Source organism: Sphingopyxis sp. BSNA05, assembly GCF_013265645.1.
In the GTDB taxonomy this organism is placed as follows: Bacteria; Pseudomonadota; Alphaproteobacteria; order Sphingomonadales; family Sphingomonadaceae; genus Parasphingorhabdus.
On record NZ_PYIA01000085.1, the window covers coordinates 1 to 13991 of the forward strand.

The window sequence follows — 13991 nt, forward strand, 5'->3', positions numbered from 1 at the left end:
CTTCGCCGGCGAACATTGAAGATACGGACTGAAGTGGTTCGAGTTTGTGGCGTGATGATGATTTGATGTTCCCTGCCGCAGGGCAGGGTCCAGACGATCGGACAGGACAGTTCTGGGCACCGGCCTTCGCCGGTGAACATTATGGGGCCGGTACACGAGGTAGTATATTATGGGTTTTGAAAATCAGGATTTTATCGGCTCGGAACAGGAACAGGGCCCCAGCTGGCAGCGCAGGCACTGGCCGATTGATGACGCCGACGAGCTGAACAGCGCGCTCGATCCCACGCAGATGGGCATCGAGATCAAGGCTTCTGCGGACAAATCCGGCAAGTCGATGTCCGATGCCGAAGTTGCCCAGGCGGCGGAAAAGTCGATTCGGGCGATGATGCTGATCCGCACCTATCGGGTGCGTGGACATCTGGGTGCCAATCTTGATCCTCTGGGTCTTTCCAAGCTAGAGGAACCGGCGGACCTGACGCCGGAATTTCACGGCTTCACCGCCGAGGATATGGACAAGCCGGTCTATCTGGGCGGCGTGCTCGGCTTCCAGACCGCGACCGTCCGCGAGATCGAAGCGGTCCTGCGCGCCAATTATTGTGGTCCGGTCGGGCTCGAATATATGCATATTGCCGATATCGAGGAACGGCGCTTCCTGCAGGAGCGGATGGAAGGCAAGGACGCCGAGATCCACTTCACGCCGGAAGGCAAGAAGGCGATTCTCAACAAGGTGATCGAGGGCGAGGAATATGAAAATTTCCTCGGCAAGAAATATGTCGGGACCAAGCGTTTCGGTCTCGATGGCGGCGAATCGATGCTGCCGGCGCTGGAAAATGTCATCAAATATGGCGGCCAGTCCGGCGTGCGCGACATTGTCTATGGCATGGCCCACCGGGGGCGTTTGAACATTCTCGCCAATGTGATGGCCAAGCCCTACAAGGTCATCTTCCACGAATTTCACGGCGGCTCGGCCAATCCCGATGATGTCGGCGGCTCTGGCGATGTGAAATATCATCTCGGTACCAGCACCGATCGCGAATTTGACGGCATCAATGTGCATATGAGCCTGGTGCCCAACCCTTCGCATCTCGAGGCGGTTGATCCGGTGGTGCTCGGCAAGGTCCGCGCGCAGCAGGTGGCGCGCGACGATCTGGAGAAACATGACCAGGTGCTGCCGGTGCTGATCCACGGCGACGCGGCCTTTGCCGGCCAGGGCATAGTCTGGGAGTGTCTCGGCTTCTCCGGCATCCGCGGTTATAATACCGGCGGCTGCATCCATTTCGTGATCAACAACCAGATCGGTTTTACCACCAGCCCGCAATTTGCGCGCTCCTCGCCTTATCCGTCGGACGTCGCCAAGGGCGTGCAGGCCCCGATTTTCCACGTCAACGGCGATGACCCGGAAGCGGTGACCTTTGCCTGCAAGATCGCGATCGAGTTCCGCCAGCGTTTCGGCCGGGATATCGTCATCGACATGTGGTGCTATCGCCGCTTCGGCCATAATGAAGGCGACGAGCCGAGCTTCACCCAGCCGATCATGTACGCCGCGATCAAGAAACATCCCAAGGTCAGCAAGCTCTACGAAGCGCGGCTGGTCGAGGAAGGTGTGATCGATGCGGGCTGGGCCGACACGACCCGCAAAGCCTTTGCCGACCATCTTGAAACCGAATTTCAGGCGGCGGCCGATTACAAGGCCGACAAGGCCGACTGGTTCGGCGGACGCTGGCAGGGGCTGCATATTCCGGCCGATCCGGAAACCGCACGGCGCAATGTCGAGACGGCGATTGACCCAAAACTGTTCGACAGTCTCGGCCGGACGCTGACCAGAGTCCCCGAAGGGCTGACCATTCACAAGACATTGGGTCGGGTGCTGAGCGCCAAGGCCGAAATGTTCAAGAGCGGCGAGAATTTCGACTGGGCAACCGGCGAAGCGCTGGCTTACGGATCGCTGGTTTCCGAAGGCTATAATGTCCGCCTGTCCGGCCAGGACAGCGGCCGCGGAACCTTTTCCCAGCGGCATGCCGTCTGGGTCGACCAGAAAAGCGAAGAAAAATATGTGCCGCTCAGCACCGTGCCACACGGCCGCTTCGAGGTGCTCGACAGTCCGCTCTCCGAATATGGCGTGCTCGGCTTCGAATATGGCTATGCCGGTGCCGATCCGAAGACGCTGGTATTGTGGGAAGCGCAATTCGGTGATTTCGCCAATGGCGCGCAGATCATGATCGACCAGTTCATCGCTTCGGGCGAAGCCAAATGGCTGCGCGCCAACGGTCTGGTGATGCTGCTGCCGCATGGCTATGAGGGCCAGGGTCCGGAACATAGTTCGGCGCGCCTCGAACGCTTCCTGCAGCTTTGTGCGCAGGACAATATCCAGGTCGCCAATATCACCACACCGGCCAATTATTTCCACGTGTTGCGCCGGCAGATGCTGCGGTCGTTCCGCAAGCCGCTGATCATCATGACGCCGAAATCGCTGCTGCGCCACAAGCTGGCCGTGTCGAAGGCGGAAGATTTCCAGGGCGACCATCATTTCATGCGGATATTGTCGGACACCAATCCGCCTGCGGACGAGGACGTGAAGCGTCTTGTGCTCTGCTCGGGCAAGGTCGCCTATGACCTGATCGAGGCGCGCGACGCGGCGGGTGACAAGAACACGGCGATCATCCGGATCGAGCAGCTCTATCCCTTCCCGGGCGAGCCGCTGGTGGTCCGGCTGAAACGGATGACCGGTCTGGAGACCGTGGTCTGGGCGCAGGAAGAACCGAAGAATAACGGCAGCTGGCATTTTGTCCGCTCCTATCTGGAAGACTGTCTGGAACAGGCGAACGTCGGACCAGTGGAGCCGGTCTATGCCGGACGCTCCGCTTCGGCTTCGCCGGCGACGGGTCTGGCGTCCCGGCACAAGCAACAGCAGGAGCGGCTGATCGCCGAAGCGCTGGGGCATGCAGCCAGTTGATATGTAAGGGCCGTTCCGCTGCCGTGGCAGGAACGCAGGAAGTTACGAAAGCAGAGTAGATATTATGGCAACAGAAGTAACAGTCCCGGTATTGGGTGAATCGATCACTGAAGCGACTTTGGGTGAATGGCTCAAGCAGCCGGGCGATGCGGTCGCCGCTGATGAACCGATTGCCAGTCTGGAAACCGACAAGGTGGCGCTGGAAGTGCCCGCGCGGAAGCCGGCGTGATGGGCGAGCACAAGGTCGCTGTCGGCGATACGGTCGAGGTCGGCGCGGTCATCGCGACGATCGAGGCGGGCAGCGGCGCGGCTCCGGCGGCGAAATCCGCTCAGGCTTCGGCTCCGGCCAGAACCGAGGCAAAGGCGGACGAATCTGATGCCTCGATCACCCTGTCTCCGTCGGTCCGGCGGCTGGTTCTCGAACATGGAGTCGACCCCAGCCAGATCACCGGCACCGGCAAGGATGGCCGGCTGACCAAGGCGGATGTCGAACAATATGTGAAATCGGGCGCGCAGCAGGCGCCAAAGGCTGAGACGGGCGCGGCCAGCAGCGCGCCAGCCCCGGCGCCATCGCAGGGCGGCAATCGCAACGAGGAACGGGTGCGGATGACCCGTCTGCGCCAGACCGTCGCGCGGCGTCTGAAAGAGGCGCAGGATACGGCGGCCCTGCTGACCACGTTCAACGATGTCGACATGACCGCGGTGATCGAGACGCGCAACAAGTACAAGGACCTGTTTGCCAAGAAGCACGGGATCAAGCTCGGTTTCATGAGCTTTTTCGCCAAGGCCGCCTGTATGGCACTGAAAGACGTGCCCTCGGTGAACGCGCAGATCGACGGCGAGGAAATCGTCTATCATGATTATGCCGATATTTCGGTCGCGGTCAGCGCGCCGAACGGGCTGGTCGTGCCGGTCATCCGCAACGCCGAAGCGATGAGCTTTGCCGATGTCGAGAATACGATCGCCGATTTCGGCAAGCGCGCCAAGGACGGCACGCTGACCATGGCGGACATGCAGGGCGGGACCTTCACCATCTCCAATGGCGGGGTGTTCGGTTCGCTGATGTCGACGCCGATCATCAACCCGCCGCAGTCCGCCGTGCTCGGCCTGCACCGGATCGAACAGCGGCCGGTGGTCATGCCCGACGGCTCGATCGAGGCGCGGCCGATGATGTATCTGGCGCTCAGCTATGACCATCGCCTGATCGACGGCCGCGAAGCGGTGACTTTCCTGGTGCGGATCAAGGAAGCGATCGAGGATCCGGCACGGCTTTTGATTGATTTATAATTTTTCGTCATCCTGAACTTGTTTCAGGACCTCCAGAGATCCTGAAACAAGTTCAGGATGACGAGTATAGAGGTGAACTATGACCGACAATTTCGACTATGATCTTCTGATAATCGGCTCCGGCCCCGGCGGCTATGTCGCAGCGATCCGCGCCGCGCAGCTTGGTCTGAAGACCGGCTGCATCGAAAGCCGCGAAACGCTGGGCGGCACTTGCCTCAATGTCGGTTGTATCCCGTCCAAGGCGATGCTGCACGCTTCGGAACTCTATCACGAGGCCCATAGCGGCGCGCTGGAGAAATTCGGCGTCAAGCTGACCGGCGCGAAGCTTGACCTCAAGCAGATGCTGGCCGAGAAGCTGAAGGCTGTCTCCGAATTGACCGGCGGCATCGAACTGCTGTTCAAAAAGAACAAGGTCGACTGGATCAAGGGCCGCGGCGCATTTGAAGATGCCAATACGGTCAAGGTCGGCGACAAGAGCTATACCGCCAAAAATATCCTGATCGCCACCGGCTCTTCGGTCACCCCGTTGCCGGGCGTCGAGATAGACAATGACAAACATGTCGTGGTCGATTCGACCGGTGCGCTCGAACTGCCCAAGGTTCCCGGCCATATGGTCGTGATCGGCGGCGGCGTGATCGGGCTGGAACTGGGCAGCGTATGGCTGCGGCTCGGTGCGAAAGTCACGGTGGTGGAATATCTCGACCAGATTCTGCCCGGCATGGATGGCGCGATCCGCAAGGATGCGGCGCGGATGTTCAAGAAACAGGGTTTCGATATCAAGACCGGCACCAAGGTTACCGGCTGCACCGTCAAGGGCAAGAAAGCGACGCTCACCATGGAACCGGCCAAGGGCGGCGACAGCGAGACGCTGGAAGCCGATGTCGTGCTGGTGGCAATCGGCCGCAAGCCGAATATTGACGGGCTGGCGCTGGAAAATAGCGGCGTCGAAACCAACGACCGCGGCCAGATCGAGGTCGGCCACGATTTCCAGACCAAGGTTCCCGGCGTCTATGCAATTGGCGATGTGACCCCCGGTCCGATGCTGGCGCACAAGGCCGAGGACGAAGGCATTGCCGCGGCGGAATTTATCGCCGGACAGCAGGGCATCGTCAATCACGACCTGATCCCCGGCGTCGTCTATACCTATCCCGAAATTGCCAGCATCGGCAAGACCGAGGAAGAGGTGAAGGACAGCGGCACCGAATATAAGGTCGGCAAATTCGTCTTTGCCGCCAACAGCCGCGCCAAGACCAACCGCGACACCGAAGGCTATGTGAAGGTTATCGCCGACGCAAAGACCGACCGCGTGCTTGGCTGCCACATCATCTCGTCGCTCGCCGGCACGATGATCGCGCAGGTCACCCAGGCGATGGAATTTGGTGCGACCTCGGAAGATATTGCCTATACTTGCCACGCCCATCCGACCCATTCGGAAGCGATCAAGGAAGCGGCCATGGCGGTGCAGGGCAAGCCGATCCATATGTAGTGTCCATGCTCCGCACTTGATGTGGAGCCCGGTCAGCACTAGCATCGCTCCCAAAGGGTCACGGCTTCCCGCCCGGAACCCGGGGGGAGAGACTATGGCGATTGCAACACTGACCACCGAAGCCACCGCGACCGGGATCGCGTCCGATATTGTCGCCGGCAAATTATCGGCCCGGGACGCGACGGAAGCGGCTATCGCCCGGATTGAAGCGCTGGATGGTCCGATCAATGCAGTGGTCGTGCGCGACTTTGATGCTGCCCGTGCTGCAGCCAATCGGCTGGACGATGAAGGACCGCAAGCGGGCCAGCCGCTCTTCGGCGTGCCGATGACGGTCAAGGAAAGCTTCAACCTCGCCGGTCATCCCTCGACCTGGGGTCTGGAACATGCGCGCAATAATATCGCGCAATCCGATGCGGTTGTTGTACAGCGGCTCAAGCGGGCGGGGGCTGTGATCGTTGGCAAGACCAATGTCCCGCCGGACCTGGCCGACTGGCAATCGAACAATCCGGTCTATGGCCGGACCAACAATCCGCATGATCTCGACCGCACCCCGGGTGGCTCCTCCGGCGCCGCCGCGGCCGCCGTCAGCGCGGGGATGCTGCCCTGCGAATTCGGATCCGACATTGGCGGTTCGATCCGCGTGCCTGCGCATTATTGCGGTATCTGGGGGCACAAGCCGACCTTCGATGTCATCAGCCTCGAGGGTCATGGCTATCCTGGAACCGATAGCGCGCGACCGGCGCTGTCCGTCTGCGGTCCGCTGGCGCGTTCGGCGGAGGATCTGGCGACTTTGCTGGAGGTCACGCTCGACCATCCGCTGCAGCGGCGGGATGTTGCGATCAAAGGCGGCCGGTTTCTGCTGATCGATGAGCAGCCGATGGTCGGATGTTCGCGCGGCTATCGCGCCGAACTGGACCGGGTCGCCGGACAAATCGAGGATGCCGGGGGCCAGGTTGAGCGGCGCAGCGAATGGATTCCCGATCTCGAAGCATCCCATGACAGCTATCTCAAGATGCTCAATATCGCGATGGCCGGCGGCCTGCCGGCACCCGATGGCACGCAAGCCACGGTGCGCGACTGGTTTGACCTTTGCGACATACAGGCGCGCGTCTATCGGCAATGGCGGGACCTGTTTGGCGCATTTGATTTTGTGCTGGCTCCGGTAAGCGCCACCCCGGCCTTTCGGCATCATAACGGGCAGATTTTTCAGGGGAATATAGAAATTGACGGCGAAAATCTCCCCGCCAGCCCGCAGCTCGCCTGGGCGGGACTGGTCACCTTCCCCGGTCTTCCAGCAACCGTGCTGCCTATCGGCACCGTCGACGGCTTGCCCGTCGGCATGCAGGTGATCGGTGACCGGTTTCAGGATTATCAAACAATTGATGGTGCGCGACAGATCGGGGCTCTATTGGCGACTTAGCCGTTTTTGCAGGAAGTCCGGGACGCCAGAATGAAACATTATAAACTCATGCGCTGGCATGTCTGGCTCGGCTGGCTGATCGGGGTGCCGATCATTATCTGGACCGCCAGCGGACTGCTAATGGTGGTGCAGCCGATTGAAACGGTGCGCGGCAATCATTTGCGCAGTGAGCCGCTGGTGCTCAATGCTCTCCAGCCGGTGCCGCCCCTGCTCGACGGGCAGCCGGCGAAGAGCCTGACCCTGCAACAGAACAGCAGCGGTCCCTTCTGGGTAATTGCCTATGCCGATGGCGGAAAGCGAAGGGCGGACGCAGAGACCGGCGCCCTGTTGCCGCCGGTTTCGGGTGCCGAAGCCAACAGGCTGGCGAGCGCAGCGCGCGGCGGCGAGGCGGCGATTCTGTCGGTAACTCTGTTTGCGGCCGACCAGGCTCCGCTGGAGCAGCGCAGCGGTCGGCCCTCTTGGCAGGTTATATTCGACGATGACGCGCGCTTCTATATCGATGCGGACACGGGCGAGACCCTAGCCGTACGCACCCGCTTCTGGCGCGTCTTCGATTTCATGTGGGGCCTGCATATCATGGACCTGCAGACGCGCGAAGATACCAGTCATCCAATCCTGATCGGTTCGGCGGTGCTCGCGCTGCTGGGATCGATCCTCGGTTTCGTCCTGCTCTTCACCCGGCACAAGCGAAGGAAGACATCATGAATTCCGGTTTTCTCTACAGCGCGCTCGGCTGGCTCGATCTTTTCGGGATTGCGGTATTCGCCATTTCCGGGGCGCTGGTCGCGGCGCGCAACCGGCAGACTCTGGTGACCTTCGGCTTTTTCGCGCTGGTCACCGGTGTCGGTGGCGGTACCGTCCGCGATCTGCTGATCGGCGCGCCGGTTTTCTGGGTGCAGGATGCGCGCGTGCCGATCCTGTGTCTCAGCATCGCGCTGCTGGTCTGGGTGACGCCGGTCAAATTCTGGCGCCCTGCGGCGGTCGACTGGTTCGACGCGATCGGACTGGCGGCCTATTCGGTTTCGGGGCCGCCAAGGCGATGCAGCTCGGCATTGATCCGGTCCCCGCCGCGATCATGGGGATCATCACCGCCAGCGTTGGCGGGGTGATTCGTGATCTGATTTCCGGCGAGCCGTCGATCATCATCCGGCCCGAGCTTTACGTGACCGCCGGAGCGCTCGCAGCCTCGGTGTTCGTGCTGCTGGTCCAGATCGGCATACAGGGATTTATCGCTGCGCTGATTGCCTTTGCCGCGGGATTTGCCCTGCGCGCACTGGCGATCATCAAGGGGCTGTCGCTGCCCGCCTATCGCGGCGCTGAAGACAAGGAATAGCGCAACAGCCGATCGATCCAGCGAGCGGACGCGGCAGGGGTCCGGTTTACGCCGGTTCCGCATTCCAGGCACAGGGCCTGCACATCTTCGCGTGCCAGCAAGCCCTGGGCGGTGGCCAGCGCTTCGCCGACGGCCGCTTTCTGGCGCTGCGCGGCCCAGCCGATGACGCCGCTGACCGGCGCGCCCTGTTGCCGGACAAAGGGCATGCCTTCAAACGGGAGACAAGAGAACCGGGGTTGCGGATCGAGATATTGCGGATGATAATCGCCTTCCGCGAGTCCCGCGCGTTTGGCTGCCTCGGCCAAAGCCTCCGGCATTCCGCCAAAAGCGTCGACCAGCCCGAGTTGCCGCGCGGTCCCGCCATCCCAGACGCGGCCCTGACCGATTGTATCGACTTCTGCCGGTGTCTTGCCGCGCGCTGCCGCGACCAGCTTGATGAAGTCGCCATAGCTGTCCTCGACTCCCGCCTGTAATATTGCATTAAGGTCATCGCTGAAGCCACCGACAAAATCGGGTTCGCCGGACAGTGGTGTGGTCTGGACGCCATCGGCGGTGACGCCCCATTTGGCCAGGGCCTTTTCAAAGCTGGGCAGAACCGCGAAGACGCCGATGGAGCCGGTGATCGTGTCGGGCTCGGCAAAGATATGGTCACCGGCCGTGGCGACCCAATAGCCGCCGCTGGCCGCAACATCGCCCATCGAAATGACGACCGGCAGTTTCTTCTTTTTCGCTTCGAGCAGTGCCAGGCGGATTTCCTCGCTGGCAAAGGCCGAGCCGCCGGGCGAATCCACGCGGACCACCAGCGCCTTGAGCTCGCCTTCTTCCAGAGCGCTATAGATGAGTTCGGCAATCCGCCCGCTGGCGGCCATGCCGGGGCCGGTCTTGCCGCCGACAATCTCGCCGGCAACGGTTATCACGCCGATTGGCGAGCCGTCGGTTTCGGCGGGATGGGCCGCGACAAAATCGTCATAGTCGATGGCGTTGAAACTGTCGGGAGCGGAGGTTTCGTCTACACCCGCTTTCTCGGCAACAAACCGGTCAAAAGCGGTCTTGTCACCCAGCTTGTCGATCAGCTTCTGCTGCATGGCGACCGCTGCATAGTCGCCGCCGGCAGCGGTGATGAAGCTTGCCGGATCCTCGGCAAAGGCCTTGACCGAAGCCTGCGGCCGCGATTTGGCGATCTCGGCAAGCCAACCGTCCCACAGCACTTTGTAAAGCGCTTGCGACGCTTCGCGGGAGGCCGGTGACTGGTCGGAACGCATATAGGGTTCGACCGCGCTCTTGTAGGTGCCGACGCGATAGATATTGGCGGTCACGCCGAGCCGGTCGATCAGGCCCTTGTAATAGAGACGGTTGCCGCCGGGGCCGGCAAAGATGATTCCGCCCATCGGGTCCATCCAGATTTCGGTCGCGTGAGCGGCAATCTGGTAGCTGTCGTCGCTGTAGAAATTGGCGAAGGCATAGACCGGTTTGCCGGCCTTCTTGGCGCGGGCGAGCGCCTCGCCGATATCGGTCAGGCTGGTCTGGCCGCCGCCGACAAAACTGCTGAGGTCGAGGACGATCGCCTTGACGCGGTCATCCTCCGCGCTGGCATCGATCGCACGGACGACATCGCGCAGGCGATATTCGCGCGGGCTGTTGCCGGCACCGGCCAGAAAATCCTCGAAAGTGGGGGCTGCCGGTTCTTCGACCACCACCCCGTTCAGATCGAGCAGCAGGCGCCGTCGCGGATCGCGCCGCTATTGGGCTGGGAAGACAGCAGGGCATAGAGCGCGCCGAAAACAGCAGCATCGCGATCAGGACCATGCCGTCCTTGATCGCGACCAGAAATTTCCACGCCGCTCGCGCAAATTGCATATTCATATCCCTGTTTAGACCGGATTCATCCCTTCTATATGGGATAGCGGCCCGATATTACCAGCGGATAAGACGGGGAACCAGCAAGCGGCCGACAATCGCGCAAGTGGCGACGGCGAGAGAGTACCACAGCCCGATATAGAATATGCTGTTGAACGGGCAGTGCAGGCTATAGGCCGCCGCGCCGAGCGCGCCGGAGGACATGCCGACCAGCCAGCCGGCCCGTTCCAGCGCCACCGGGGCGCCGCGGCGCAGCCAGAGAACCTGTACCGTTGCTATGCCTAGGCCTCCCAGCATGCTGACGCCCAGGCATTCCATGCCATAGCGGGGGACCAGTATCGCCATATTGCCGGGCAGGGTCATCATTGCCATGACCGCCGCCGTGGCCGGGAAAAGCAGGGCGGCAGCCAGCGCCCATATCCAGCCCTTGAAGCTGTTGCCGACGGCCGGCTGGCTCATCGCGATGACCGCATAGCTGCTGGTCAGACCGAGCAGCAGCAGGGCGCCGCCCCGCAAGAAGAACATTGGATGCGGCACACCCATCAATATGTCGCCGCGCACGCCGGCAATCAGGGCGACCAGCGCCGTCAGAATCGCCGCAATGGCCAGCGTCAGCGCAAAGCCATTGCGGTTCTTCAGCGGTTTCACCGGTGTCAAATCTTCGACGAGACGATCTATCATCATGTCCGACATAAATTATACTCTTCTACTCTCATTCTGTTTCAACCATCGCGGAGAGCCTTTTCAGCCCCCGATGGATATTCACTTTGACCAGCGATTCAGACTGGCCGGTTTTGGCCGAGGCCTCGATGATGCTGAGGCCCTCGATCTTGACCAGACTGATCACCTCGGCCTGTTTCGGCGGGATCCTGTCGAGCAGCCGCTCCAAACTGACCTTGGCCGTCACTGTTTCATCCTGCGGATCGGCGACCATATCCTCGTAGAGCTGGTCATGTTCGTGCCGGTATATCTTGCGCAGGCTGTCGATCCAGCGGTAGCGGCCGATGGCGGCCAGCCATGGCAGAAACGGCCTTGCCGGATCATAGCTGGCCCGCTTGCGGTGCAGCGAGATCAGCGTCTCCTGCACCAGATCATCGATCGCCGCCGGGTTGATCTTGCGCGCATAATAGCGCCGCAGCCATTTCTCGCATTCGGTGAGCAGGCTGGAATAGCAAAGCTTGTCGCCAGCCTGGGCCTTGGTCATCAGACGCCGGAAGGTTTCTTCATTGGCGATCATCGGTTCAGCCGAACTTGTGACCGGTCAGCCGGTCGAGCGAGAATATTCCGCCACCGCGCACGATCAATATGCCGGCCAGCGCGACCCAGAGAATATGCACCTGCCACCAGGCCTCGGGATAGACGAAAAACTGGATGACCAAAGTCATCACCAGCAGGCCGGCGGCGCCGATGCGGGTGAACAGGCCGAGCACGACGAGGATCGGGAGGAAATGTTCCGCATAGGTGGCCAGCAGGCCGGTGATTTCCGGCCAGGGCATGCCATATTCCTCGCGAAACAGCAGAACCGTGGTGTCGCTCATCTGCAGCCAGCTGCCGTCCTCGACCTTGGTGCGGGCCGAGCGCCAGAAAATACCGGCCAGCGCCACGCGGGTGAACAGCAGGACGATCCCCTCCGGCAGCGAACCGCTCACCAGGCCTATCATTTTCCGGATCATGGATTTCATATCAACTTCCCTCGACTGGTGTCAGCGCCCCGGCCTGGATCAGCTTGATAATGGGCTGCATCGCCGTTGCTTCTGCCTCCAGTTCGAGCGCATGGGCCAAAAGGTTACCCAGGGTTGTGCATTCGGGGAGTTTTTCCGCAATGGCCTGCTGCGCCGCGGTCAGCGGATGGAATAATATCTGCGCTTCTGCTCGGGTGATCATCAGCGCGCGGGCATCTGTGCCGGCCAGTTCGGGCAGCGCCGGCGACAAGGGCGCGGTCAGCGCGACCAGGCGCATCGCCGGATGGGCGGCCACCGGAAAGGCCAGCAGATCGGCTTCGCCGAGCGATGCGATATCGGCGAGCGCGAGCGGATGGGCCTCGGCGCTGCGATAGCTTTCCAGCCAGGCCCATTCGATCCGGGCAAGATCGATGTCCGCGCCGCCACGGTCCCGTTCTTCCAGAAAGGCGGGGAAGGCCGCGCCGATTTGGTTGAGGTCGCTGGCCATGACGGAGGCCTGTTCGACATAGGCGCGCGAGAGACTGTGAAAAACCTCGTGACCCAAATGGTCGTGCAGGCGGGGATAGCAGTCTTCCAGCGCCACCAGCCGGGCGTGGGAGATGGTATTGGCATGCGCCTTCAGGCCGAGCAGCGCCCGCGCCTTGTCCTCGGCGAACATATCGTCGGGAAAATGTGCCGGGCCCTTCTGCAGGCAGGCGACGAAGCGCGACTGGCCTTCAGCGAGCGAGGGCATGGCGCGGCTCTTCCGGCAGGGGGGCGGCCAATATGGTTTCCGCCTTGGTGACTTCCGCCATCAGCACATCATATGCGGGCACATCCGTGTCCCATTCGATCAGCGTGGCGATCGGGCCGGCGCGGGTGATGAAACGGCGATAGAGGTCCCAGGTGACGTCGCTGACAATCGAGCCATGATCGTCGATCAGCAGCGGTCCGCTGTCGTGGCTTTCCGTCGCATGACCGGCGAGATGGATTTCGCCGACGATTGCCGGATCGATCGCATCGATATAGGCGTGCATGTCCAGCCCGACATTGGTCGCGGTCACCTCGACATTGTTGATGTCGAACAGTAGGCCGCAGCCTGCCTGGCGGCAGAGTGCGTGGATGAAGTCGGTCTCGCTCATTGTGTCGTCGCGATAGGAGAGATAGCGGGACGGATTTTCGATCAGGATCGGGCGTTGCAGCCGGTCCTGTACCTTGCCGATTTCGCCCACAAAATGATCAAGCGCTTCCTGTGTATAGGGAATGGGCAGCAGGTCGGGATAGCGGTCATGGGCATTGCCGCTCCAGCTGAGATGATCGGAGACCATCGCCGGCTGGTAGCGGTCGCAGAGCGCGGCCAGCTTTTCCAGATCGTCACCATTGAGTCCGCCCGCGCTGCCCAGCGACAGGCCGACGCTGTGAAAGCTCAGGGGATAGACTTCGGCGACGGCGGTGAGCCAGCGGTGCGCCGGTCCGCCATCGCCGAAGTAATTCTGTGGATGAACCTCTACCCAGGAGGGACGTTTCGCCGGTGCGTCATCGTCCAGCACATTGCTATAATGTACCGACTTGAGACCGATGCCACCCGATGGGGGGAGGGGTTGCGGCATCGTCATCACCGACGAAACATGAGGGTCAGGAATATCGGCCATCCACGGAATTTAGCGCGTTCAGCCCTTTTTGGGAACCGGTTTCGCATTGCCCTTGTGCGCGGTCAGCGTGCCGCCCATTTCGATGCAGCTGCCCTTGGCCACATATTTCCAGGCGTTGCCTGATAGTCGGCGGTCGAGGTTCCGGCACATGTTGTGCCCGGACCGGCGGCACAGTCATTCTTGCCGGCAAGCGCGATGCCGTAGCATTTTTCCTTGGCACCGGCTGCCTGGGCAGCGGTGGCGGAGAGAGACAGTGTGGCTGCCGCGGCGAGAGCAGCGGCTGCGGTAGTGGTTTTGACCAGAGTAGACATGGATTTTCCTCTTCTTGGAATTGGGGGACAA

At 61.5% G+C, this 13991-nt stretch carries 11 protein-coding genes and 3 pseudogenes; 6 read left to right on the forward strand and 8 right to left on the reverse strand.

Going from position 1 to position 13991, the window contains the following annotated elements:
* Positions 1-169: 169 nt before the first annotated feature.
* From C8024_RS09365 to C8024_RS09390, 6 genes and pseudogenes are all read left to right on the forward strand, one after another.
* Positions 170-2953, forward strand: a complete 2784-nt coding sequence (locus tag C8024_RS09365) for a 2-oxoglutarate dehydrogenase E1 component (protein WP_173204385.1) — start codon at positions 170-172, stop codon at positions 2951-2953.
* Between the two features lie 64 nt (positions 2954-3017).
* Positions 3018-4240: pseudogene (gene odhB / locus C8024_RS09370) on the forward strand (2-oxoglutarate dehydrogenase complex dihydrolipoyllysine-residue succinyltransferase).
* A gap of 79 nt (positions 4241-4319) precedes the next feature.
* Positions 4320-5726: a dihydrolipoyl dehydrogenase gene (gene lpdA, locus C8024_RS09375; RefSeq protein ID WP_173204387.1), complete on the forward strand. Its 1407-nt coding sequence runs from the start codon at positions 4320-4322 to the stop codon at positions 5724-5726.
* Between the two features lie 94 nt (positions 5727-5820).
* The gene (locus tag C8024_RS09380) at positions 5821-7146 is read left to right on the forward strand and encodes an amidase family protein (protein ID WP_173204389.1); all 1326 of its coding nucleotides are present in this window, start codon (positions 5821-5823) and stop codon (positions 7144-7146) included.
* Positions 7147-7176: 30 nt separating this feature from the next.
* A complete protein-coding gene (locus tag C8024_RS09385) occupies positions 7177-7851 on the forward strand; it encodes a PepSY domain-containing protein (RefSeq protein ID WP_173204391.1) in 675 nt (224 codons plus the stop codon).
* Positions 7848-8479, forward strand: a pseudogene (locus C8024_RS09390) (trimeric intracellular cation channel family protein). Before C8024_RS09385 ends, C8024_RS09390 begins: the two are co-directional and overlap by 4 nt.
* On the opposite strand, the gene sppA reads toward C8024_RS09390, so the two are convergent.
* The 8 genes and pseudogenes from sppA to C8024_RS09425 form a co-directional block, all read right to left on the reverse strand.
* Positions 8452-10173, reverse strand: coding sequence for a signal peptide peptidase SppA (gene sppA / locus C8024_RS09395; RefSeq protein WP_367947259.1), 1722 nt, complete (start codon positions 10171-10173; stop codon positions 8452-8454). The pseudogene C8024_RS09390 and the gene sppA sit on opposite strands and share 28 nt — an antisense overlap.
* An 8-nt stretch (positions 10174-10181) precedes the next feature.
* Complete coding sequence (locus C8024_RS22560) at positions 10182-10316, reverse strand: hypothetical protein (RefSeq protein ID WP_302051616.1); 135 nt, start codon at positions 10314-10316, stop codon at positions 10182-10184.
* Between the two features lie 77 nt (positions 10317-10393).
* Entirely contained in the window at positions 10394-11029 is a 636-nt protein-coding gene (locus tag C8024_RS09400) for an NrsF family protein (RefSeq protein ID WP_100092964.1), read from the reverse strand.
* Between the two features lie 19 nt (positions 11030-11048).
* Complete coding sequence (locus tag C8024_RS09405) at positions 11049-11573, reverse strand: sigma-70 family RNA polymerase sigma factor (RefSeq protein WP_173204393.1); 525 nt, start codon at positions 11571-11573, stop codon at positions 11049-11051.
* A 4-nt stretch (positions 11574-11577) separates the two neighbouring features.
* Entirely contained in the window at positions 11578-12018 is a 441-nt protein-coding gene (locus C8024_RS09410) for a DoxX family protein (RefSeq protein ID WP_173204395.1), read from the reverse strand.
* A gap of 1 nt (position 12019) precedes the next feature.
* The gene (locus C8024_RS09415; RefSeq protein ID WP_173204397.1) at positions 12020-12751 is read right to left on the reverse strand and encodes a putative DNA-binding domain-containing protein; all 732 of its coding nucleotides are present in this window, start codon (positions 12749-12751) and stop codon (positions 12020-12022) included.
* Positions 12735-13607 (reverse strand): DUF692 family multinuclear iron-containing protein, encoded by an 873-nt coding sequence (locus C8024_RS09420; RefSeq protein WP_254305762.1) that lies wholly within the window; start codon positions 13605-13607, stop codon positions 12735-12737. Before C8024_RS09420 ends, C8024_RS09415 begins: the two co-directional genes overlap by 17 nt.
* A gap of 60 nt (positions 13608-13667) precedes the next feature.
* Positions 13668-13960, reverse strand: a pseudogene (locus C8024_RS09425) (DUF2282 domain-containing protein).
* Positions 13961-13991 lie beyond the last annotated feature (31 nt).